Genomic DNA, 23,646 nt, shown 5'->3' on the forward strand with positions numbered 1-23,646 from the left:
AGGAACCACGCCATGTTCGACGATTTCTACGGGCTCGACGCAAGGCCCTTCCAGCTCACCCCCGACCCGGCCTTCTATTTCGAGAGCCTGACGCACCGCAAGGCGCTGTCCTACCTCGGCTATGGCCTTGCCCAGGGCGAGGGCTTCGTGGTCATCACCGGCGAGGTCGGCGCGGGCAAGTCCACGCTCGTCGCCTACCTCATGGCGACGATCGACCCCGCGCGGATGACTGCCGCCAACGTAGTGACCAGCGCGCTCGACGGCGAGGAGATCGTCCACGTCGTCGCGCAGTCGTTCGGCATTCCGGTCTCGGGCCACGACAAGGCCTCGGCGCTCGGCGCCATCGAGGCGTTTTTCCACGACGAGGCCCGCGCCGGACGGCGCTGCCTGCTGATCGTCGACGAGGCGCAGAACCTGTCGATCAGCGCACTGGAGGAGCTGCGGATGCTCTCCAACTTCCAGCTCGGTGCACACCCGCTTCTGCAGACGCTGTTGCTGGGCCAGCCGGAATTCCGCGAGACGCTGCTTGAGAGCAACCAGCTCGAACAGTTGCGCCAGCGCGTGATCGCGACGCACCACCTGGGCGCGATGCAGGTCCGCGAAGTGCAGCCTTATGTAGAGCACCGCCTGAACTGCGTGGGCTGGACCGGCAATCCCGGCTTCGACCCCGACATCTTCGCCGCGATCCACGAGGCGACCGGCGGCATTCCGCGCCGGATCAACCAGATCGTCAACCGCCTGCTGCTGCTCGGCGCGGTCGACCAGCGCGACCATATCGACACCGCCATGCTCACGCAGGTGCTCGACGAGATGAGCGACGACGGCGCGCTGGCGGTGGTGACGCCGCCACAGGCCGAGCCCGAAGTCTTCGCAGCGCCGGTCCGTGCCTTCGCGCAGCCCGAGGCGGCGGCGGCGCCGGCCCCCGTCGACGCGATCAATGCGGCGGAAGCGATCTCGCTGATCGAGGCGGCCCTGGCCGATCGCGACGCGCAGATCGTCGAACTGCAGTCCGCCGTGGTCGAACTCGCCACTGCCGCCGAAGCGCGCGACGAGGCGGCTGCCCATGCCGCCACGAATACCGCGGACGACGGCGCGCGCGAGGCCATCGCGACGCTCCAGGCCGAGCTGGCCCAGGCCGCCGCCCGCACCGAGAAGCTGGAAGCGCGCCTGGACGAGCAGGCCCGTACGCTGCGCCACACGCTCACCATGCTGATCGAGTGGATCGAAACCGGCGACGGCCAGCGCAACGTCGCCTGATCGGAGCTTGAACCGATGCCTTTCGGCACCCAGATCAACGGCCTCTCGGTCGACGTCGAGGACTGGTTCCAGGTCGGTGCCTTCGAGAAGGTGATCGCCCGGGACGACTGGAGCGGCCTCGCCATGCGCGTGGAGCGCAATTGCGACGAGATCCTCCAGCTATTCGACGATGCGGGCGTCAAGGGCACGTTCTTCACCCTCGGCTGGGTCGCCGAGCGCCATCCCGCGCTGATGCGTCGCATCGCCGCGCAAGGCCACGAGATCGCCAGCCACGGCTGGGATCATGAGCGCGTGTTCCGCCTCGGCCGCACCGACTTCGCCGCCGACATCGCCCGCGCCCGCCGGGTGATCGAGGATGCCTCGGGCGAGGCCGTTACCGGCTACCGTGCGCCCAGCTTCTCGATCGACGCGCGCACGCCCTGGGCCTTCGAGGTGCTGGCGGAGCAGGGCTATGCCTATAGCTCCAGCGTCGCGCCCATCGCGCACGACCACTACGGCTGGCGCGAGGCGCCGCGCTTCGCGTTCAAGCCGATCGCCGACAGCGACCTCGTGGAAATCCCGGTGACCACCGCACAGTTCGGCGGACGGCGTCTGGCAGCCGGCGGCGGCGGGTTCTTCCGTGTGCTGCCCTATGGCTTTTCGCGCTGGGCGATCCGGCAGGTCAACCGCGAGGACGAGCGACCGGCGGTGTTCTATTTCCACCCCTGGGAGATCGATCCCGGCCAGCCGCGCGTGGCCGGAGCGCCGCTGCGCTCGCGGCTGCGCCACTACACCAATCTCGGCGTCATGGCCGACAAGCTGGGCCGCCTGATCGGCGATTTCCGCTGGGGCCGCATGGACGAACTGGCCGCGCGAGAGGCCGCGCGTACCGTTGCCGCGCCGGTGGCACTGGCGGCATGAACGCACCGTTCGTGCCGAGCCTAGCCGACGTGCGCCTCGCGGACTTGCGCGACCCCGGCGAGATCGCCCGGCTCGAAGGCTTCGTCGCGCGTCATCCGCTCGGCACCCCGTTCCACCGCCCGGCCTGGTTCGTCGCGGTCGCCCGCGCCACGGGCAACGAGGCGCTGGCGCTGGTGCAGGAGCGGGGCGGCGAGATCGTCGCCTTCCTGCCGCTCGATGCGATCCATTCGCCGATTTTCGGCCGCCTGCTCGCTTCGACCGGCTTCGCGGTCGGCGGCGGCCTGCTGGCCGTCGAGGGCGCCGAGGCCGATGCGGTCTTCGCTGCGGTCGAGGAACTGGCCCGGCGCCTGTCGTGCCCGGCGATCGAACTGCGCGGCGGCGTCCTGCCCGGCGAAGGGGGGGGCTGGACGCTCAAGACCGAATCGCATGCCAACTTCGCCCGGCCGCTCGCCATCGACGACGAGGCGCAACTGACCGCGATCCCGCGCAAGCAGCGTGCCGAAGTGCGCCGCTCGCTGGGGATCGACCTGACCATCGACGTCGGCACCTCCGAGGCCGACCGCGCCGCGCACTATGCGGTGTTCTGCGAGAGCTACCGCAACCTCGGCACGCCCGTGTTTCCGCGCGCGCTGCTCGATGGTGTCGTCGATGCCTTCGGCGCCGATGCCGACATCCTGACCGTGCGGCACGAGGGCAAGCCGGTCGCCAGCGTCATCAGCCTCTACCACCAAGGCGCGGTCATGCCGTACTGGGGCGGCGGCACCTGGGACGCGCGGCGGCTGCGCGCCAACGACCGGATGTACTACGAGCTGATGCTCCATGCGCGGCGACGCGGTGCGAGCGTCTTCGATTTCGGTCGCTCCAAGACGCTGAGCGGCGCCTACCACTTCAAGCGCAACTGGGGTTTCGAGCCCGAACCGCTGACCTATGCCACCTGGACCCAGCCCGGCACCGCCAGGCGCGATGCCGATCCGACCAGCGCCAAGCTCTCGCTGCAGATCAAGGTGTGGCAGCGCCTGCCGCTCGGCCTCGCCAACCGCCTCGGCCCGCTGATCGCCAGGGGCATCGGGTGAGGGACCTCGGCTGATGGGGGAAATCCTGTTCCTGTCGCACCGCATCCCGTTTCCGCCGGATCGCGGCGACAAGATCCGCTCGCACCACGTCCTCAAGGCGCTGGGGCGGCTGGCCCCGGTCCACGTCGCGACGTTCGCCGACGACGAGAATGACGACCGTTTCGAGGCGGACCTGGCCGCGCTTGCCGCCAGCTATCGCCTCGTCCACCGGCGTAAGGCTCTCCCGGTCGCGGGCGCACAGGCGCTGGCCGGCGGCCGGGCGCTGAGCCTGCCGGCTTTCCACGACCCGCGCCTCGAAGCCTACGTCGCGCAAGTGCTGGCCGAGCGGCCGATTGAGGCGATCTTCGTGTTTTCCGGCCAGATGGCGCAATACGTGCCTGAAGACTTCAGGGGCCGCCTCGTCGCCGATCTCGTCGACGTCGATTCGGTCAAGTTCGAAGCTTATGCCGCCAGGGGCCGGGGCTTGCGCGCCTGGATGGAAAAGCGCGAGGCCCGGCTGCTGCGCGCCGAGGAGGCGCGTATCGCCGCCGCCGCCGACGTGACGCTGCTCATCAGCCGGGCCGAAGCCGCATTGCTTCGCTCGCGCCTGCCTGAAGGCAGCGGCCGTGTGCGCGCGATGGGCAACGGGCTCGACGCCGCCTATTTCGATCCGGTGGGCGTCGTGCCCGAGCCGCGGATGCTCGCCTGTCCTGGCCCGCGCGTGGTCTTCACCGGGCAGATGGACTATGCCCCCAACGTCGAGGCGGTGACTCGCGCGATCGACCGGATCATGCCGCTGGTACGCGAGGTGTACCCGGATGCGAGCCTCCATGTCGTCGGGCGCAATCCCGCGGCGGCGCTCCTGGCGCGCGGCGGCAAGGACGGCATCCACGTCTGGGGCCGGGTGGACGACATCCGCCCCTGGCTCGCTGCCGCCGACATGGCGCTCGTGCCGCTGGAAATCGCGCGCGGAGTGCAGAACAAGGTGCTCGAAGCGATGGCCATGGCACTGCCCGTGGTGCTCTCGCCGGGCGCGGCCACCGGGATCGACGCGCTCGACGGGCAGGAGTTCGCGGTGCGCGAAAGCGACGCGGCGATCGCCCAGGCCTTGCTCGACCTCGGCCGCGCGCCGGACCTGGCGGAGCAGATGGGCGCCTGCGCACGCAAGTGGATCATCGATCACGCAAGCTGGGAGGCGGCCCTGGCGCGCCTGCCCGAATACCTCGGCTTCCTGAACGAAAGCCCTGTCGATGCAGCCTGACGCGAGCGCCCTGGCCGCCGCTCCCGCCCGAAACTGGCGTGCGATCGCGCCGCACTGGCAGTCGGCGCTGGTCCGGCTTGGCCTCGCCTGGGCCGTGCTGTTCGCGGCCTTCTTCGCTGACTGGGCGGCGATGGCGCGGCAATGGTGGGATATCTCGACCTACAACCACATCCTGTTGATCCCGCCGATCCTCGGCTGGCTGGTGTGGCAGCGCTGGCCCGAACTGGAGAAGCTTGCGCCGCGCGCATGGTGGCCGGGGCTCGTGCTGTTCGCCGCCGCCGCCTTCCTGTGGCTGCTGGGCGCGATCTCCGGGCTCGACCTTGCCCGCCAGGCCGGTGCGGTCGCCATGCTGGGCGCCTGCGTGCCGTTGCTGCTGGGCGTTCGCGTGACCGCCGGATTGTGGTTCCCGTTGTGCTACCTCGTCTTCCTCGTCCCCGTGGGCGAGGAGCTGGTGAAGGTCCTCCAGACCGTCACTGCCGAAATCACCATCGCGCTGACGCACCTGAGCGGCATCCCGGCCGAGATCGACGGCGTTTTCATCGACACCCCTGCCGGCCTCTTCGAAGTGGCGGAGGCGTGCTCGGGCGTGAAGTTCCTGATCGCGATGGTGGCGTTCGGCGTGCTCGCCGCCAACGTCTGCTTCCTCGCCTGGAAGCGCCGCGCCGCGATGCTGGTTGCCTGCGTGGCGGTGCCGATCCTCGCCAATGGCGTGCGTGCCTGGGGGACGATCTATGCCGCGCAGATCTGGGGCGTGGAGGTGGCGGCCGGGTTCGACCACATCGTCTACGGCTGGTTCTTCTTCGCCATCGTCCTGGCTCTCGTGATCGCCGGGGCCTGGCGCTTCTTCGACCGACCGATCAACGATCCCATGATCGACGCCGCTACCATCAACCGCTCCGAATGGGCGGGCCGTCTGGAAACCCATGCCTTGTCCAGTCGTGCCGCGCTGGCCGGTTTCGCGCTGGTGCTTGCGGCGGCATGGGGCTGGGCGCTCGTGGCGGACCGGCTGGAAGCGCCGATGCCCCGCCGCATCGACCTGCCGCAAGTCGCCGGCTGGACCCGCGTCGACTATGCCCCCGCCATCTGGTGGGAGCCGCATGCCCAGGGCGCCGAGCACCGCCTGCTCGGCCGCTATCGCGATGGGGCGGGGCACACCGTCGACGTCTTCATCGCCCTTTACGCCAGCCAGGGCGACGGACGCGAAGCCGGGGGCTTCGGGCAAGGTGCGCTCATGCCCAAGAGCCCCTGGGCCTGGCAATCGCCGGGTCCGGCCGTGGCCGGGGGTGCCAGCGACCGTCTCCTCGGCAACGGCACGGTCGAGCGGGTCGCCGTGACCTGGTATCGCAACGGGGCGCTGTTCTCGGGCAGCAACGCGAGCCTCAAGCTGGCCGTCATCGGCGACCACTTGCTGCTGCGCGCCGAACCCACCGCCACGCTGATCCTCTCGTCCGAGGATGCCCCGCGCGGCGCGGCGGAAAAGTCGATCGCCGCCTTCCGTGCATCCACAGGGCCGCTCGACCGATGGGTGGACCGTGTGATCCAGCTCAGGTAGCTCCGACTTATGTGCGGTATCGCCGGTATCTATCATCTCGAGACGCCCAAGCCGGTCGATCCCGCCCGGGTCGAGGCGATGTGCGACGCGATCGCCCATCGCGGACCGGACGGGCAGGGCGTATGGACCGCGCCGGGCGTGGGTCTGGGCCATCGCCGCCTGTCGATCATCGATCTCGCCGGCTCGCCGCAGCCGATGCCCTCGCTCGACGGCCGGGCGATGCTGGTCTTCAACGGCGAGATCTACAACTACCGCGAGCTGCGCCAGGAGCTTAAGAACGCCGGCGCCACCTTCCGCACCGACGGCGACAGCGAGGTCATCCTCGCCGCGTGGCAGCGCTGGGGTCCCGACTGCGTGACGCGTCTCCATGGCATGTTCGCCTTCGCGATCTACGACCTGGAAGCGCGCAGCCTGTTCCTCGCCCGCGACCGGCTCGGCGTGAAGCCGCTCTATTACGCCCCGCTCAGCGATGGGAGCATTGCCTTCGGCTCGGAGCTCAAGGCCCTGATGGCGCACCCGCTGCTGCGGCGCGAGGTCGACCCGCTGGCGATCGAGGACTACCTGACCTGGGGCTACGTCCCCGACGACCGCGCTATCCTCAAGGGGGTGCACAAGCTGCCCGCCGGCCATTCGCTGCTGCTCTATCACGGCCAGTCACTGCCGCGCCCGAGCCAGTGGTGGGACGTCTCCTTCGCCGAGCGCCGCCGTGGCAAGCCCGCCGACCTCGAGGCCGAACTGGTGCATCTGATGCGCCAGGCGGTGTCCTCGCGCATGGTCGCCGACGTCCCGCTGGGCGCGTTCCTATCGGGCGGCGTCGACAGTTCCAGCGTCGTTGCGCTGATGGCCGAGGCGAGCGGGCGGCCGGTGCGGACCTGCTCGATCGGCTTCGACGTCGCCGGGCTGGACGAAAGTGCCTACGCCACGCAAGTCGCCCGCCTGTTCGGCACCGACCATGCGGCCCGGCAGGTCTCGCCGGACGATTTCGGCGCGATCGACCAGCTTGCCGGCATGTTCGACGAGCCATTCGCCGATGCCTCCGCCCTACCGACCTGGCGCGTATGCCAGCTCGCGCGCGAATCGGTGACGGTGGCGCTCTCGGGCGACGGTGCCGACGAAGCGCTGGCCGGCTATCGCCGCCACGTCTTCCAAAGCGGCGAGGACCGGGTCCGCTCGCTCCTGCCGCAGGCCTTGCGCGGCCCGGTGTTCGGCACGCTCGGCGCGCTTTATCCCAAGGCCGACTGGGCGCCGCGTCCCTTGCGCGCGAAGTCGACGCTGCTCTCGCTCGCGGGCAATTCGGCGCAAGGTTACGCCCGCTCGATGGCCTTCGCGCCGCCGGAACTGCGCGAGGGACTATACTCCGACGATTTCCGCCGCCTGCGCGGCGATTACCGTGCCGAGGACCCGGTGCTGGCGCTGATGCGCTCGGCGCCCGCGCGCTCGGGGCTCGACCAGGCGCAATATGCCGACCTCAAGGTCTGGCTGCCGGGCGACATCCTCACCAAGGTCGACCGCACCAGCATGGCGGTCAGCCTGGAGGCGCGCGAGCCCTTGCTCGACCATCGCCTGATCGAGTTTGCCGCAAGCCTGCCTGAAACGATGCGTGTGCACGGTGGGCAGGGCAAGTGGCTGATGAAGAAGGCGATGCGCCGCTACCTGCCGGACGACATCCTCTATCGCCCCAAGCAGGGTTTCGTGACGCCGATCGCCCAGTGGTTCCGTGGTCCGCTGGCCGAAACCGCGCGCGAGATCGCCGGCGGCGCGGCACTTGCCCGCACCGGATGGTTCGACACCCGGCGCCTGTCCGGCCTCGTCGACGCGCATGTCGCGGGAGCCGCCGACAATTCGCGCCTGCTGTGGCAATTGCTCATGCTTGACAAGGCGTTTACCGGGCTTGGTGTCGGTTAAAGTGCCTCCCGCTCCCCCGATGAGCGAGTCCGTCGCTTTCGGCGACGCGATCGGGATTAACTACACTCATTCTTAGGACCTTTGCTGTAGCCCGGCTGTGACGAAGCGTCATTGCGGGACGTAGATGAACAGAATCGGTCGCCATTGCCGGTATTCGAAGCGGAGAATTTCCGCGACGACGGTGCATGTCGTGCGCCCCCGCGCGAGTGTCGAGCCATGACCAGCATCTTCACCAAGGTCCGCGATTTCTGGAAAAGACCACGCGTCCGGATAGTGTTCTGGGCTGCGCTGACGGGCCTGGCGATGGGCGTCAGCGGCCTCGGGCTTCCGCTCGAGGACGGCATGCGCAACATTCGCTGGTGGTCGCGCCTCCATGCTTCGGATCAGCAAGTCATCGTGGTCCAGCAGGACGAGCGAACCCTGGATGAGCTCGGCGCGCTGGACGTTACCCACGCTGACGACGCCGAAGTGCTGCGGCGCCTGTTCGCGGCAGGCGCGCGAGACGTCTACTTTGCGCGATCTTTCGCCAAGCGCGGAAATGCCGACGATGATCGCAAATTCGTCGAAGTGTTGAAGCAACACCCGGGTCGCGTTTTTCTGGGCGCTACGCCCGGTGATGACCTTTCGAAAGGCAATTACGCTGCTTTGCCGCTCAAGGAGTTTCGCGCCTATGCGACTCCCGTTTCGACCCTGGTGCTGCATCGTCCGCTAAACTTGAACGTGCAGCTACCGTACTCGTCGGATAGCGTGGACGGCCGCATTCCCTCGTTGGCGGTCCAACTCGCTGGCGTGAAAACGCGTTCGGACGAGTTGTTCTTTCCCGACTTTTCGACGGCGGTGAGCACGATTCCGACATTGAGCTACATTGATGTCATGCGTGATAATTTCGAGCGGGCGAAAGTTCGCGGGAAAGACGTCGTCGTCGCCGCAGCCGCAGTCAGCCTCAACGATGTGCACCGCATACCGGGTCAGAACGTGAATGCCCCGGGCGGGTTCTTCCACGTTATCGGGGCCCAGACGCTTAAGCATGGAATACCCAAAAATTACGGATGGTTTCCGCCGTTCCTGCTGGTCATGATCGTCATTGTGTCGGGTTTGGGGCGTGGGCGGATGCTGGACATCTACCGTTTCACCGGGCTGGTGGCCATTCTCGGCGCGGTTCCGTTCCTGCTCGATTACTTCAGTATCCAGGTCGACATAATTCCGGCCCTTTCGGTGGCGCTGGTTGCTGTCATCCGCATGCGTAATCTCGATCGCGTCGAGGAGGCCGGCGAGACCAACACCGGATCGGGGCTTCCCAGCGTGCAGGCGCTACGCAATTCGGGCGACCTTTCGACCCGCATTCTCGTCTCGCTCAAGATCCGCAATTACGGAGCGATCATCGGCAGCTTCGCAGAACATGTCGAGGCGCAGCTCGCGAAGGAGATCGTTCGCCGGATTCGCATCAGCGACGAAAGCGTGCTCATATACCACGAGGGCGGAATGTTCGTCTGGCTCTCGTCAATCCGCAGCACTTTTGACCTGTTCGAGAATCTCGAGGGCCTTCATCGGATCGTCCAGAACGGCATCCAGGTGGGCGGGATCGACGTCGACCTCTCGTTCAACTGCGGCATCGATTCCGAATTCGACCGTGCGCTTTCAAGCCGTGTCGCGAGCGCGATGCAGGCCGCAGAAGAAGCCGTGCGCAACGACGAACTGGTCTACCAGCACGATGGCCGCAAGCACGAGGCACAGTGGGAGATATCCCTGCTCACCTCGCTCGATCGCGCCATCGACAATGGCGAGGTGTGGGTCGCCTACCAGCCCAAGCTCGAACTGCGCTCCAATCGCATCTGCGGAGCCGAGGCGCTGGTCCGCTGGACCCATCCCGAGCGCGGCCCGATCAGCCCGGACAAGTTCATCCGCATCGCCGAGGAATTCCATCGGATCGAGCGTATCACCCGTTTCGTCATCAACGACGCGGTGCGGGTCGCGGTCGATCTGGAACGCGCCGGCTACGAAATGACGATGTCGGTCAACATCTCGGCCCAGCTACTGCGCAACCCGGGTCTTCCCGGCATGATCTCCGAAATCCTGGCGGCCCACGGGTTGTCTCCGAATCGCCTGATCCTCGAAATCACCGAGACCGATCGCCTCGATCGCAGCTCGCGCACGTTTCAGATGCTCCAGCGGCTTGTCCAGTCGGGGCTGCGCCTCTCAATCGACGATTTCGGCACCGGCAACGCGACGATCGACTATCTGCGCTACCTGCCGGCCAGCGAAGTGAAGATCGACAAGACGTTCGTTTCCCTGATGGAAGGTCGTAAGGACGACCTGCTTCTGGTGCAGTCCATTATCGAGATGGCGCACTCGCTCGACCGCGTGGTCGTGGCGGAAGGCGTGGAGACGGCGAAGGTTCTCGAGATGCTCACGGGCATGCAGTGCGACCTGGTGCAGGGCTACTACATCAGCCGTCCTGTCCCATACCGGGATTTCCTGGACTTCGTTTCCGGCCGGCGGGCACGACTGATTGGTTAAAAATTCCTTGATGCCTCGTTAACTAACCATTATCCATTGTGGCGGCCGCAGCGATGCGGTCGTTCACATGGGGAATGACAATGAACAAGGACATCTGGGGTGGCGGTTGGTGGGGCGGCGGTCGTTAATAACGACCCCTTCTACTGAAGCCCGCTTCAAACGAACGGGCCGCTACTAGAAAAAGAAGCGCTTTTCAGAAGAACTCCTGTCTTTTGAAAAGCGCTTTTTCTTTGCCTGCCGTCCACAGGTCTTGATCGCTTTCGACGCAGTTTCCCGATCGCAAGGCCTTTTCCAGCCCCGCGTGCGCTGCAAGGTTAACTTACTGCTTAAGGGAATGTGACGGCCTTAACCGCGAATCGTCGCGACTCGCATCCCGATTCGGGATTCGTTAACCGGTCTCAGCTCTCGCCGTGGCCCAGTGCGAGATAATCGGCGCTCTGCATCTCGTTGAGACGGCTGACGGTGCGCTCGAATTCGAAGCGGCCGGTCCCTGCCTGGTACAGGTCCTCGGGCGAGGCATCTGCAGCGGCGATGAGCTTGACCTTGTTTTCGTAGAGGGCATCGATCAGCGTCACGAAGCGCGCGGCCTCGTTGCGGCGGTCCGGTCCCATCTTCGGAATACCAACCAGAATTACGGTGTGATAGATGCGCGAGATTGCGAGATAGTCGGCCGCGCCGCGCGCTTCGCCGCACAGTCGCTTGAAACTGAACACGCCGACCCCCTTGAGGTTCTTTGGCACATGGAGCATCCGCCCGCCGCCCACGTCGATGTCGGCGGAGGGGACGTGTTCGCTGTCTTCCGGCGGATAGTCGGTGAGGCGGTAGAACGCCTCACGCGTGGCTTCGGTGGCGGGCTCACCCAGCGGCATGTGCCAGGTCGCCATGCCGCCCAGACGCTCCATGCGGTAGTCGGTGGGGCCGTTGAGCGTCAGGACGTCGAGTTCCTGCTCGATCAGCGCGATGAACGGCAGGAAGTGCTCGCGGTTGAGCCCGTCCTTGTAGAGATGCGCAGGCGCACGGTTCGAGGTCGTGACGATCGTCACGCCCTCGTTCACGATGAGGTACGTGAACAGGCGGCTCATGATCATGGCGTCGGCGGAATTGTTCACCACCATCTCGTCGAACGCGAGGCAGCGAGTATTGCGGGCGATCGCGGCGGCCACGGGGGGAATCGGGTCGCCCTGTTCCTTCTTGCGCTCGTCGCGCAGCAGCGCGTGAACCTCCAGCATGAAGGCGTGGAAGTGGATGCGCCGCTTGCCCGGCATGTCGAGGGTCTGGACGAAGAGGTCCATCAGCATCGACTTGCCGCGCCCCACGCCGCCCCACATGTAGACGCCGCGCGGGGGAATCGCCTTCTTGCCCAGCAACTTGCCGAACAGGCCCGTGGAGGACTGGGCCTTGTAGAGATCGCGCTGAAGCCGGTTCAGCCGCTCGGCGGCGGCGGCCTGCTCCGGATCGGAGCGCAGTTCGCCGGTCGCGACCAGCGTTTCGTATCGCTCGAGCATCGCCGTCATTGCGGGGATACCCTGGGTGCGCTTGCCTTGCGCAAGGTGGCGACGAAGCTGGCGACGAGATGGTCGTCCTGCTCGACAGTGCCGCGAAGGAACACCAAGCGCCTGGTTTCCTTCATGACCTCGGCAACGACGTCGACCGGTTGGCCGACGCGGCCGGCGCCGATGAACTGGCTATGCAAGTCGAGCGTCACGGAGCCGACGGCATCGGTGCCGATGACGAGGTAGGTCCCCGCGAAAATGCCGACGTCGATGAGCGCGAGGGTGACGCCGCCGTGGATGTTGTCGAGTACGTTGCTGTGGCGCTGTTCCGCTTCGAGCAGGCGCATCCGTGCGCCGCGCTCCCCCTCGCGGCGGATAATCATGCGGCCCAAGCCTTGCGAGTTGAAGCGCGAACCGTCGTCCAGGCGCCATGTGTGCCAGCCCGGATAATCCGGGTCCGGCTCGTGTATGGATGCACCTTGCGCCACGGGACAACCCGAGTCCGTGTCCTGGCCCGGCTTAGACCTGTCGCTCGGCCTGCATCTTCTTGATTTCGGCGATGGCACGCGCGGGCGAGAGACCCTTCGGGCACACGTTGGCGCAGTTCATGATCGTGTGGCAGCGATAGAGGCGGAAGGGATCTTCCAGCTCGTCGAGGCGCTCGCCGGTCATCTCGTCGCGGCTGTCGGCCAGCCAGCGATAGGCCTGGAGCAGGATCGCGGGGCCCAGGAACTTGTCGGAGTTCCACCAGTAGCTCGGGCACGAGGTCGAGCAGCAGGCGCACAGGATGCACTCGTAGAGGCCGTCGAGCTTTTCGCGCTGTTCCGGGGTCTGCAGGCGTTCCTTGCCCGACGGGGTGGTCGAGACGGTCTGCAGCCAAGGGCGGATCGAGGCGTACTGCGCGTAGAAGTGCGTGAAGTCGGGAACGAGGTCCTTGATGACGTCCATGTGCGGCAGCGGGGTGATGCGGATATCACCCTTGAGGTCCTCGATCGCGGTGGTGCAGGCGAGGCCGTTCTTGCCGTTCATGTTCATGGCGCACGAACCGCAGATGCCTTCGCGGCACGAGCGCCGGAAGGTAAGCGAGGGATCGGCCTCGCTCTTCATCTTGATGAGCGCGTCGAGCACCATCGGCCCGCACTTCTCGAGGTCGATCTCGAACGTGTCGTAGCGCGGATTCTCGCCCGAATCCGGGTCGTAGCGATAGACGGTGAACTTCTTCACCTTGTTGGCGCCCTCGGCCTTGTGGACTTTGCCCTGCTTCTTGATCTTGCTGTTGGCCGGGAGGGTGAAGGTCGCCATGAAGAATCCCCGTGATCTTGCACTGCGGCATGAACCGCGACTGATGTCTCCCTCTAGCGATTCGTCCGCGCAGGGCAAGGGGTGACAATGGCGAGGTTAGCGTTGGTGGTCGCGCGGCGACCGAATGCTGCAAAACGTCCTGGGTACGTATAGGTCCGATAGGCCGGGGCGAGGGGCGATCTGCATGTAGGCTACCGTGATTTGCGGGAAATATGGTTTCCTTAAATTACTGACTATAAAGAATAATAATCGATGGCGAGCCTCGCATGAATCTGACCGTCCGGCGTTTTCTCCCGGTGGACGCGCGGCTATCGTGGCCGGCCGATCTTGTGGGGGATTGTCTGCGCCTCGGCATGAATTGTGCCCCTCGCAAGCAGCAGCGCCGGAGAATCGGATTTTCCCCGAGGTTCGGCGGGAAGAGAAATTGCGTTCGAAGTTGCGACGCGTTCGCAGCAAGGTCGTAGTTCACGCGTCGCGGCAAGGGGTTGCAAGATCGGAACCGCAGCAGCGATGAGCAGCGGCGCCGCTTGTCGCGTCCGCGGCGAGGTGCTTGTCGTGGGAGGAATAACGACAGGGACGGAGAGCACCGACATGACGGAATGGCACGGCCGCACAGCGGTCATTACCGGCGGCGGCAGGGGGTTCGGCAAGGCGTTCGGCACCGCGCTGGCGAACGAGGGCGCGCATGTCGTGCTGGTGGACATCGACGAGGCACAGGCCGAAGCGGCGGCGGCCGTCATTCGCGGGCAGGGCGGTTCGGCCCGGGGCCTGGGCGGCGACGTGACCGACGAGGAGCGCATGGACGCGATCATGGCGCTGGCGGCCGAGGCGCGCGGGGGCATCGATTTGCTGGTCAACAATGCCGGGCTTCATTCCGACGCCTATGGCCAGCCGATCCTGAAGATGGGCCTCGCCAAAGTGCGGCGGCTGTTCGAGGTCAATGTCCTTGGCGTGGTCTGCTGCACGCTGGCAGCACATCCGCACATGGCGGGCAGGGCCGGCGCCTCGGTGGTCAACATCGCGTCGAGCGCGGCGCACATGGGCGGCTCGGCTTATGGCGACAGCAAGCTCGCGGTCGCTGGCCTGACGATCACGTTCGCGCGCGAACTGGGAGTGGACGGCATTCGCGTCAATGCGATCTCGCCGGGTCTAGTGCTGACCGAAACGATCCGCGCCGAACTGCCGGAAGCCACCCGGCAGCGTATCCAGGCGATGCAGTTGATCGCCGGCGACGGCCTGGAAGGGGATATCGTCGACGCGCTGCTCTACCTCGCGTCGAGCAAGGCCCGGTTCGTGACGGGCGAGACGCTGCGCGTGACCGGAGGCATGGCGGCGGGGGTTTGAACGGGCCGTCGTCCCGGGCTCGATCCGGGGCGACGATGGCCACGGCAGGTCGGCCCCAAACGACAAACGCCGCGCGGGATCCGAAGATCGCGCGCGGCGCCTGCCTTGTCTTCAGCGGGCGATCAGGCGCCGAAAGTACGCTGCCACCAGCCGCGACGGGGCGAACCGTCGGCGTTGGCCTGTGCGTCGCCGTCGGTCGCCGCCTCCGGCTCGACGGCTTCCGGTTCGGCGGCCGCGACGGCCGCTTCACCCGGAGCCGAGGATGCCTCGGCCTTCTTGCGACGCGGTGCGCGCTTGGGCTTGGCAGGCGCTTCCTCGGCGACCACTTCCACCGGCGCTTCGACCGCTTCGACGACGTCTGCCTTCTTGCGACGCGGTGCGCGCTTGGGCTTGGCCGGTGCTTCCTCGGCGGCGACTTCGGCCGGAGCCTGTGCCACCACTTCGACGGGAGCCACGACTTCCGCCTCGACGGCTTCGGCCTTCTTGCGACGAGGCGCGCGCTTGGGCTTGGCCGGCGCTTCCTCGGCAACGACCTCGGCCGGGGCCTCGGCAACCGTTTCCGCAGGTGCTTCGGCCGCTGCCTCGGCCACGTCGGCCTTCTTGCGGCGAGTGCGCTTGGGCTTGGCCGGCGCCTCCTCGGCGACCGGCTCGGCCGGCGCTTCGGGCTCGGCTTGGCTCACCGGTTCGGCGACGGGTGCGGGCGCGACGGCGTCGTCGCCGGCGAAGCCTTCGCCGCTTTCGGTGCCGTTCTCGCCTTCGCCGCCGGTTTCACCGTCACCGCGACGACCGCGCCGGCGACGACCGCCACGACGGCGGCGCTTCTTGGGGGCATCGCCACCTTCCGCGTCGGTCTCGCCCTCGGCGTAGCCTTCGCTCTCGCCGGCGATCTCGGCGTCGTCCTCGGCTTCGTCGCCCTCGACCTGTGCGGTCTCGGCTTCGTCCTCGGCTTCGCCTTCGGTCTCGGCGGTCTCGTTGCCGTCCTCGTCGCGGCGATCACGGTTGCGGCCACGACGGCGCTTGCGGCGCTTGCGGCCACGGCCACCTTCGCCTTCGTCGCCCTCGGCCCGTTCGGGACGCTCGCCACGCTCACGCGGAGCAGCGGCTTCCTCGCGCTCGATCTCTTCCTCTTCTTCCTCTTCCTCGATGATGAAGTCGTCTTCGACTTCCTCGGCGATCGGGTCGAAGCGGGGGACGAACTCGTTGCGCGGGCCCGAGGAGACGACGCGCATCTTGGCGCCTTCGTTCTCGCCCTCGGGGATCACTTCGACGGTGACGCCGTAACGATCCTCGATGTCGGCCAGGTCGGCGCGCTTGGCGTTGAGCATGTAGATCGCCGCTTCGGTCGAGGCGAACAGCGAGACCACCACGCCCTTGCCCTTGGCCGCTTCGTCCTCGATGAGGCGCAGCGCCGAGAGGCCGGCGGAACTGGCGGTGCGGACCAGGCCGGTGCCGTCGCAGTGCGGGCACGAACGCGTGGTCGCTTCCAGCACGCCGGTGCGCAGGCGCTGGCGGCTCATTTCCATGAGGCCGAAGCTGGAGATGCGGCCGACCTGGATGCGGGCGCGGTCGTTCTTGAGCGCGTCCTTCACGGCCTTCTCGACCTTGCGGACGTTCGAGCCGTATTCCATGTCGATGAAGTCGATCACGACCAGGCCCGCCATGTCGCGCAGGCGCAACTGGCGCGCGATTTCCTGAGCGGCTTCGAGGTTGGTGGCGACCGCCGTCTGCTCGATCCCGTGCTCCTTGGTGGCGCGGCCCGAGTTGATGTCGATCGAGACGAGCGCCTCGGTCGGGTTGATGACGATGTAGCCGCCCGAACGAAGCTGCACGACCGGGTCGTACATCGCGGTGAGCTGGTCTTCCGCACCGAAGCGCTGGAACAGCGGCACCGGGTCGGAATAGGGCTTAACCTTGGGCGCGTGGCTGGGCATCAGGAGCTTCATGAAGTCCTTCGCCGCGCGGAAGCCTTCCTCGCCCTCGACGACCACTTCCTCGATGTCGCGGTTGTAGATGTCGCGGATCGCGCGCTTGATGAGATCGCTGTCCGAGTGGATCAGCGTCGGCGCGGCCGAGCGCAGCGTCACTTCGCGCAGGTCGTCCCACAGGCGGGCGAGGTAGTCGAAGTCGCGCTTGATCTCGGTCTTGGTGCGCTGGAGGCCGGCGGTGCGCACGATGCAGCCCATCGAACGCGGAAGCTGCAGCTCCGAGATGATCGACTTGAGGCGCTTGCGGTCCGAGGCCGAGCTGATCTTGCGGCTGATGCCGCCACCGTGGCTCGAGTTCGGCATGAGCACGCAGTAGCGGCCGGCGAGGCTGAGGTAGGTGGTCAGCGCCGCGCCCTTGTTGCCGCGCTCTTCCTTGACGACCTGGACCAGCAGCACCTGGCGGCGATGGATGACGTCCTGGATCTTGTAGCGACGGCGCAGGGCCATGCGGCGTGCGCGCAGGTCGTCGGCTTCCTTCGAGCGGCCCGAGGGCTTGCCCTGGCGGCGACGGCCACGGCCGCGACGGTTGCCGGAATCGAATTCTTCGTCGGCGTGCTCGCCTTCGTCGTCGGCGTGGAACGGGTTCTCGACCGAACCGTCCTCGATCGTGGCGACGTGGTCCTTTTCGGACGTGTCGACTTCGGTGATGCCGCCATCGTCGTCGCCGTAATCGCCGTCGTCGTCCTCGTCGTCACCTTCGCTGGCGCGCAGCGCGGCTTCTTCCTCGGCGTGGGCGGCTTCCTCGGCCAGCAGGGCCTCGCGGTCCTCCTTGGGGATCTGGTAGTAATCCGGGTGGATTTCGCTGAAGGCCAGGAACCCGTGGCGATTGCCGCCGAAGTCGACGAAGGCAGCCTGGAGCGACGGCTCCACGCGGGTAACCTTCGCCAGGTAGATGTTGCCTTTTATCTGCTTGCGTTCGGTCGATTCGAAATCGAATTCTTCAATCCGATTGCCCTTGAGTACCGCCACCCGCGTTTCTTCCGGGTGGCGCGCATCGATAAGCATGCGCGTTGCCATTTGATAGTCTCCGTGCGCGTCCTCGCCCGGCCGGATCAGCCTGGGGGACGCGAATGTGTTCGTTGTGTTCGGATGTGCCCGTGCGTGCGCCGATGGCCCGGCCGTTTGCGGCGGGGCCCATCGTGGAGCGCGTAAGTCCAGGGGCATGTTCGTGCGTTTGCGTCTGCTGCTCTGCGAGCGGCAGGGAGCCGAGGCAATCCAGCGCCTCGTGCGCGGCGAATTTAGGGGCCGCCCTGAAGGCGGCAGGTGTCGCTGCCGCTATGAAAGCGGCGCGGGGGGGCATCGCTGCATGAGCGCTGCGTGTGTCTGCGAGCGGGAGACAGCGCGGCGCGAAGGCACGCGCGGAAAATTGCGACCACACCGCCACCGCCCGTTCGGGCGTCGGCTGGCAGGGTAGCAATTGGCTTCTCATGGCTCGCTTCAACCTGTGAGGTCTTTCCGGAAAGGATTTTCCGGTTCCCTGGGCCGGAGCTATGGCTCTGCCGGTCCTGCCCGGCATCATATGGTGATGTTGTTCCGGAATGCGAGGACCGAAAGGCATGGTGGCCCCGGTCGCATGGGCGTAGCATCCATGGCCACGTACGGCAAGTTCCTTGGACGGCTCGCCTTTATGGCGGGAGGGGGTGACCGGGCGCGGCGCAAGAATTCGGTGGGAAAGGGCCCCGCCGGTGGATTGCGGGGCGCGTGATGTCGACCTAGTCAGTCCGGCCATGTCGCGCACCCTGCAGCTGATCCTCGTCCTGTCGACGCCGCTGGCGCTGCTGGCTGCGGCCTTCGTACTCAACGGGACGATTGCCACGGGCGCCGGAGCCTACGACTACGTGGTCCGTTTCGACCTGCCGAGCGTCAATGCCCCGGTCGGGCTGCCCCGGGTGGACGGACCGCCCGATGCGAGCCGTCCGCTGGTGGTCATCGACCCCGGGCATGGCGGCTTCGATCCTGGCGCCGGGCAAGGCGCGCTCAAGGAAAAGGCGATCGCGCTGCGGATTGCTCTGGCCTTGCGCGACAAGCTCCTGGCGAGCGGCGGCCTGCGCGTCGCGCTGACCCGCGACACCGACCGCTTCATCGCGCTGGCCGACCGTCCCGACATCGCCCGGCGCCTCAACGCGGACTTGTTCGTCTCGATCCACGCCGACAGCGCTCCGGCCAATTCGGCGCGAGGGGCGAGCGTCTACGTGCTTTCCGAAAGCGGTTCGAGCGAGGCGGCGACGCGTTTCGCGGCGCGCGAAAACGGGGCGGACCGCGTCAACGGCGTCGCGTTGTCGACGACGAATGCCAACGTCGGGGCGATCCTGCTCGACCTGTCGCAGCGCGGCGCGCAAGCGGGCTCGACGCAGGCCGCCGGGCTGCTGCTGCGCGAACTGGGCGACAGCGGCATGGGCCTGCACCGCGATCGGCCCGAAACCGCCGCGCTCGCCGTGCTCAAGGCACCGGACATTCCCTCGATCCTGTTCGAGACCGGGTACATCAACAATCCGCAGGACGCCGAAGTGCTCGGCTCGGCGCGCGGACAGCAGGCGCTGGCGGAGGCCGGCGCCAAGGCGATCCGGGCCTATTTCGCGAGGAAGCTGGGAGGCTGACCTCGCGACACCCAAGGTCCCGGATCTGATCCGGGGCCGCGGGGTACTCTTGAGGCGATAGCTCGCGATGGGGCACTGCGACGCCGCGCTCAGGCTCAAGCGCGCGCGGCCTTGCCCACGGTCACGGGGCGAGCCCGGGACGACGCGGGTTTTCAAACGGGGCCTGCGATTTTTTGCGACGAGCCAATCCGCCAAAGGTTCCCTTGCGCGAAATCGCCGTGCTAGAGGCACACCCGATGACCGACGCGAATGATCCCGGCGAGCAGCCGCCCGAAGACGCGACCTTCCGCATCCGCCGCGAGGCGTCCGGCGGTATTGCCGCGATCGGCAGGGCCTGGCGCGAACGCAAGTGGCTGCGGCGCTTCGGCTATCTCTGCATGGCCGGGCTGATCGGCCTGATCGGCTTCTGGATCGTGCTCACGCGCGACATGCCCGACGCCAACAAGCTGCTGGAATACCAGCCGCCGCTGCCGACCATGGTGCGCGGCATGGACGGCGAGATCGTCTATTCCTACGCTCGCGAGCGGCGGGTGCAGCTACGGTTCGTCGACTTTCCCCGGCCGATGATAAACGCCTTCCTCTCGGCCGAGGACAAGACCTTCTGGACCCATGGCGGCGTCGACATCGGCGGCCTCGCGGGTGCGGTCGTGGATTACGCCTCGAAGTACGGCAGCGGCGTGCGCGCCAAGGGCGGCTCGACGATCACCCAGCAGGTCGCGAAGAACATCCTCATCGGCGACGAATATTCGGTCACCCGCAAGCTCAAGGAAATGCTCCTCGCCCGCCGTATCGAAGGCGTGCTGACCAAGCAGCAAATCCTCGAGCTGTACCTCAACGAGATTCCGCTGGGCCGACGTTCGTTCGGTGTCCAGGCCGCGGCGCGCGCCTATTTCGACCGCGACGTCGAGGACCTGACTCTCAGCCAGAGCGCGTTCCTCGCGATCCTGCCGCGCGCGCCCGAAGTCTATGGCCGCAAGAAGAACGAGGACCGGGCGATCGAGCGCCGCAACTGGGTGCTCGACCAGATGGTCAAGAACGGCTGGGTCACCGAGCAGGCCGCCGCCGCCGCGAAGGCCGAGCCGCTCGGCCTCGTCACCCAGCGTGGCAACGACTACGATTCCGCCAACGGCTACTTCATCGAGGAAGTGCGCCGTCGCCTGATCGGGCAGTACGGCGAAAAGGCGGAAGACGGCCCGAACAGCGTCTACGCCGGCGGCCTGTGGGTCCGCACCTCGCTCGACTCCGAGATGCAGAAGGCGGTGCGCGACGCCTTGCGCGCCGGCCTGTTGCGCTATCACGGCAACCGGGGCTGGGTGGGACCGATCGCGCATCTCAACGACCTCGAGAGCTGGCAGTCGCAACTGGTCGTCGCCAACAAGACGGTCGACTACAAGGACTGGCGCGTCGGGGTCGTGCTCGACACCCCCGGAACCGCGAACGGCACGGGTCGCATCGGCTTCTCCGACGGCAACATCGCCACGCTGACCGGCATTTCCGAGCGCGCCAAGGCCGGCGATCTCGTCACCGCCGCGCCGGTCACCGCCGGCACCTGGGCGCTGCGCTCGGTCCCCGAGGTCTCGGGCGGCATGATTATCGAGGAGCCCGGCAGCGGCCGCGTGGTGGCGATGCAGGGCGGCTTCGATTCCGGCCTCGATTCCTTCAACCGCGCCGTCCAGGCCGAGCGCCAGCCCGGTTCGACGATCAAGCCGTTCGTCTATGCGACGGCGCTGCAGAACGGCATGACCCCGGCGACGCAAGTGCTCGACGGCACCTTCTGCGTGTTCCAGGGCGCGAACCTGGGCAACAAGTGCTTCCGCAACTTCGGCGGCGAGGGCGGTTCGGGCAGCCACACGATGCGTTGGGGCCTCGAGCAGTCGCGCAACCTGATGACCGTGCGCATCGCCAACGACGTGGGCATGAAGCGCGTGACCCGCACGTTCCACAACATGGGCATCGGCGACTACCAGAGCTATCTCTCGTTCGCACTGGGCGCCGGCGAGACGACCGTGTCGCGCATGATAAACGCCTATGCGGCGCTGGCGAACAACGGCGTGCAGTTCTCGGGCTCGGTCATCGACTATGTCCAGGACCGCAACGGCAAGGTGATCTGGCGCGCCGACAAGAGCCGCTGCGATACCTGCAACATGGCCCAGTGGGACGGCAAGCCGATGCCGCGCATCCAGCGCAAGGGCAAGCAGGTGCTTGACGCCGCGACAGCCTACCAAGTCGTCCACATGCTCGAAGGTGTGGTCACGCGGGGCACGGCCGAGCGCCTGCGCGACCTCAAGCTGCCGCTGTTCGGCAAGACCGGCACCACCAACGGCCCGACCGACGTGTGGTTCATGGGGGGCAACCAGGACTACGTGGGCGGGGTCTATCTGGGGTACGACAATCCGCGTTCGCTGGGTGGCTATGCCCAGGGTGGCCGCATTGCCGCGCCAATCTTCAAGGAAGTCGTGGAGGCCACCCGCAAGCGCTGGGGGATGCAGCCCTTCGTCGCGCCGGCCGGCATCCGCATGGTCCGCATCGACCGCGTGACCGGCAAGCGCGTCATGGGCGTCGAGCCCGGGGACGAGCCCAAGGCCGCCGTGATCTGGGAAGCCTTCAAGCCCGACACCGAACCACGCCAGTACACCGCCGAAGACGAATTCACTCGTCGCCGCGACGCTCTGGTCTCGCAGATCCGCAATGCGCGCGAGGCCCGCAACGCGGATGCGGCGGGGGCTGCGGGCGACCTGGGGAATTTCGCGGAAGAGCAGGGCGGCGTATATTGACCGGGCCGGGGGCCGGCTCGCGCTGACCCGGGCGCTCGGCAATTCCCGGCCCGAAGCACGCCTCTCCACGTCGCCCCGGCGATGCCTGCCCGTCCGGCGCAGCAAAGAAATGACATGATCGTGTCAACGCGCCACTCGAGGCCATGGACACGCAAGCATTCGAGTTCGCGGCATCCGCTGGTGGCCTTGGTCGACGAGACCATCCGGCTGAACAGTCGCCTGCGCAGCGTCTTCGGTACGGCGCGTGCGGGATGCGCGCTCAACGACAGCGAGCACATGGTGCTCAACGCCGTGGTCGAGGCCGGGCAGGCGCCGACGGTTGCGCAGATCGGCCGGTCGATGGGGCAGGCGCGCCAGTTGGTGCAGCGCGCCGCCAATTCGCTGCGGGAAGCCGGGCTTATCGAAAGTTGCGACAATCCCGACCACAAGCGCGCCGCGCTGCTGCGGCCGACGCCGGCCGGCATCGCTCTCAAGCGCGAGATCGACATGCGCGCCGACGCCATCGCCGCAGAACTGGTCCCGGGCCTCGACGGCGGGGAAATCCGCGCGGCGGCGGCAGCGCTGCAAGACATCCGGAAACAGATAGAGGCGCGGCTGAAACAGGCTGCGCGCGCTCGCTGAGGAGAGGACGATGGACGCCGATCTCGACACACTCGCGCCGATCGGACCGCTGACCGAATGGCTGGACGCCCATGTGCCGCACCTGGGCAGCGGGCCATTGCGGACGGCGGTGCTCTCGGGCGGTACGTCCAACGTGGTGCTGACGCTCGATCGCGGCGAGGGGGCGATGGTGATGCGCCGCCCGCCCGCGGTGCCCCCGCCCGGCGCCGAGAAAGGCGTCCTGCGCGAGGCGCGCATCCTTACCGCTCTGGGGGCGACGGACGTACCGCATCCGGCCTGCCACGGCTCCTGCGCCGACGATGGCGTGGTCGGCGCGCCGTTCTACGTCATGGACAAGGTGGACGGCTGGGCGCCCAACTTGCGCGACGAGAAGATCCGCAACGAGCCGCCGTTCGACGCGATGCCCTACGAGTACGGCATCCCCTTCGCCATCGTCGACGGCCTCGTCAAGCTGGCCAACGTCGATCACGAGGCGATCGGGCTGGGCGACTACGGCAAGCCTGGCCGGTTCCTCGAGCGCCAGGTCGACCGCTGGGCCGGCCAGCTCGCCTCGTACAAGCAGCGCTACGGCTATGAGGGGCGCGAACTGCCCGGATATGCCGCGACCGAGGAATGGCTGCGCGCCAATGTCCTGCCCCGCGAGACGCGCGGGATCATCCACGGCGACGTCGGCACGCCCAACATGATGTTCCGCCACGGCCCGCCCGCGCGGCTCGCGGCGATGATCGACTGGGAGCTGTCCACCATCGGCGATCCGATGATCGACATGGGCTGGTTCACCGGCGGCATGCGAGACGAGGACGAGCCCGACAAGGCGTTCCCCACCGCGCTCAACAATCCCGCCCACTTCCCGACGAGGCAGGAACTGGGGCGCTACTACTGCGCCGGCACCGGCCGTGACATCCGCGATTTCGACTACTTCTCGATCCTCGCCAAGTTCAAGTCGGGATGCCTGCTCGAATACAAGGTGGCGCAGGCCGAGGCGGGAATCCTGAGCAAGGAAACCGGGCGGTTCTTCGCCAGGATCGTGGAGCAGTGCTTCGTCGACACGGCTGCGATGGTCGCAAGGATACGCTGAAGCCTTCC

16 protein-coding genes are annotated in these 23,646 nt (G+C 67.1%); 12 read left to right on the top strand and 4 right to left on the bottom strand.

Translation table 11 applies throughout. From position 1 onward, the window contains the following. Positions 1-12: 12 nt before the first annotated feature. The 7 genes from ACFFDA_RS12920 to ACFFDA_RS12950 all read left to right on the top strand — a co-directional run bounded on the left by ACFFDA_RS12920 (position 13) and on the right by ACFFDA_RS12950 (position 10,444). Positions 13-1,257, top strand: coding sequence for an XrtA/PEP-CTERM system-associated ATPase (locus ACFFDA_RS12920; RefSeq protein ID WP_404480861.1), 1,245 nt, complete (start codon positions 13-15; stop codon positions 1,255-1,257). A gap of 15 nt (positions 1,258-1,272) precedes the next feature. Next, positions 1,273-2,157: an XrtA system polysaccharide deacetylase gene (locus tag ACFFDA_RS12925; RefSeq protein WP_404480862.1), complete on the top strand. Its 885-nt coding sequence runs from the start codon at positions 1,273-1,275 to the stop codon at positions 2,155-2,157. Beyond that, positions 2,154-3,230 (top strand): FemAB family XrtA/PEP-CTERM system-associated protein, encoded by a 1,077-nt coding sequence (locus ACFFDA_RS12930; protein ID WP_404480863.1) that lies wholly within the window; start codon positions 2,154-2,156, stop codon positions 3,228-3,230. The genes ACFFDA_RS12925 and ACFFDA_RS12930 overlap by 4 nt, the downstream gene beginning before the upstream one ends. A gap of 13 nt (positions 3,231-3,243) precedes the next feature. Then, entirely contained in the window at positions 3,244-4,470 is a 1,227-nt protein-coding gene (locus ACFFDA_RS12935; protein WP_404480864.1) for a TIGR03087 family PEP-CTERM/XrtA system glycosyltransferase, read from the top strand. Further along, a complete protein-coding gene (gene xrtA / locus ACFFDA_RS12940; protein ID WP_404480865.1) occupies positions 4,460-6,022 on the top strand; it encodes an exosortase A in 1,563 nt (520 codons plus the stop codon). Before ACFFDA_RS12935 ends, xrtA begins: the two co-directional genes overlap by 11 nt. A 9-nt stretch (positions 6,023-6,031) precedes the next feature. Continuing rightward, positions 6,032-7,927: an XrtA/PEP-CTERM system amidotransferase gene (locus ACFFDA_RS12945; RefSeq protein ID WP_404480866.1), complete on the top strand. Its 1,896-nt coding sequence runs from the start codon at positions 6,032-6,034 to the stop codon at positions 7,925-7,927. A 342-nt stretch (positions 7,928-8,269) separates the two neighbouring features. Continuing rightward, the gene (locus ACFFDA_RS12950) at positions 8,270-10,444 is read left to right on the top strand and encodes an EAL domain-containing protein (protein WP_404482907.1); all 2,175 of its coding nucleotides are present in this window, start codon (positions 8,270-8,272) and stop codon (positions 10,442-10,444) included. A gap of 398 nt (positions 10,445-10,842) precedes the next feature. On the opposite strand, the gene zapE is transcribed toward ACFFDA_RS12950, so the two are convergent. From zapE to ACFFDA_RS12965, 3 genes are read right to left on the bottom strand one after another with little or no spacing between them, the layout of a single operon-like run. Next, on the bottom strand, positions 10,843-11,958 hold the full coding sequence (gene zapE, locus ACFFDA_RS12955; protein WP_404480867.1) for a cell division protein ZapE: 1,116 nt from the start codon (positions 11,956-11,958) through the stop codon (positions 10,843-10,845). Beyond that, positions 11,955-12,425, bottom strand: coding sequence for a PaaI family thioesterase (locus ACFFDA_RS12960; RefSeq protein ID WP_404480868.1), 471 nt, complete (start codon positions 12,423-12,425; stop codon positions 11,955-11,957). Before ACFFDA_RS12960 ends, zapE begins: the two co-directional genes overlap by 4 nt. Before the next feature lie 31 nt (positions 12,426-12,456). Further along, positions 12,457-13,239, bottom strand: coding sequence for a succinate dehydrogenase iron-sulfur subunit (locus ACFFDA_RS12965; RefSeq protein WP_404480869.1), 783 nt, complete (start codon positions 13,237-13,239; stop codon positions 12,457-12,459). A 591-nt stretch (positions 13,240-13,830) separates the two neighbouring features. Here ACFFDA_RS12965 and ACFFDA_RS12970 point away from each other — a divergent pair. Then, complete coding sequence (locus ACFFDA_RS12970) at positions 13,831-14,583, top strand: SDR family NAD(P)-dependent oxidoreductase (protein WP_404480870.1); 753 nt, start codon at positions 13,831-13,833, stop codon at positions 14,581-14,583. A 122-nt stretch (positions 14,584-14,705) separates the two neighbouring features. Here the strand turns inward: ACFFDA_RS12970 and ACFFDA_RS12975 are convergent, their stop codons facing one another. After that, positions 14,706-17,585 (bottom strand): Rne/Rng family ribonuclease, encoded by a 2,880-nt coding sequence (locus ACFFDA_RS12975; RefSeq protein WP_404480871.1) that lies wholly within the window; start codon positions 17,583-17,585, stop codon positions 14,706-14,708. 710 nt (positions 17,586-18,295) lie between these two features. Here ACFFDA_RS12975 and ACFFDA_RS12980 point away from each other — a divergent pair. From ACFFDA_RS12980 to ACFFDA_RS12995, 4 genes are all read left to right on the top strand, one after another. Beyond that, a complete protein-coding gene (locus ACFFDA_RS12980) occupies positions 18,296-19,165 on the top strand; it encodes an N-acetylmuramoyl-L-alanine amidase (RefSeq protein ID WP_404480872.1) in 870 nt (289 codons plus the stop codon). A 236-nt stretch (positions 19,166-19,401) separates the two neighbouring features. Further along, a complete protein-coding gene (locus ACFFDA_RS12985; RefSeq protein ID WP_404480873.1) occupies positions 19,402-21,939 on the top strand; it encodes a penicillin-binding protein 1A in 2,538 nt (845 codons plus the stop codon). Positions 21,940-22,119: 180 nt separating this feature from the next. Further along, positions 22,120-22,560, top strand: coding sequence for a MarR family winged helix-turn-helix transcriptional regulator (locus ACFFDA_RS12990; protein WP_404482908.1), 441 nt, complete (start codon positions 22,120-22,122; stop codon positions 22,558-22,560). A gap of 10 nt (positions 22,561-22,570) precedes the next feature. Then, the gene (locus tag ACFFDA_RS12995) at positions 22,571-23,638 is read left to right on the top strand and encodes a phosphotransferase family protein (protein WP_404480874.1); all 1,068 of its coding nucleotides are present in this window, start codon (positions 22,571-22,573) and stop codon (positions 23,636-23,638) included. The last annotated feature ends 8 nt before the right edge of the window (positions 23,639-23,646 follow it).

The organism is Novosphingobium sp. BL-52-GroH, assembly GCF_044813085.1.
Classification (GTDB): domain Bacteria; phylum Pseudomonadota; class Alphaproteobacteria; order Sphingomonadales; family Sphingomonadaceae; genus Novosphingobium.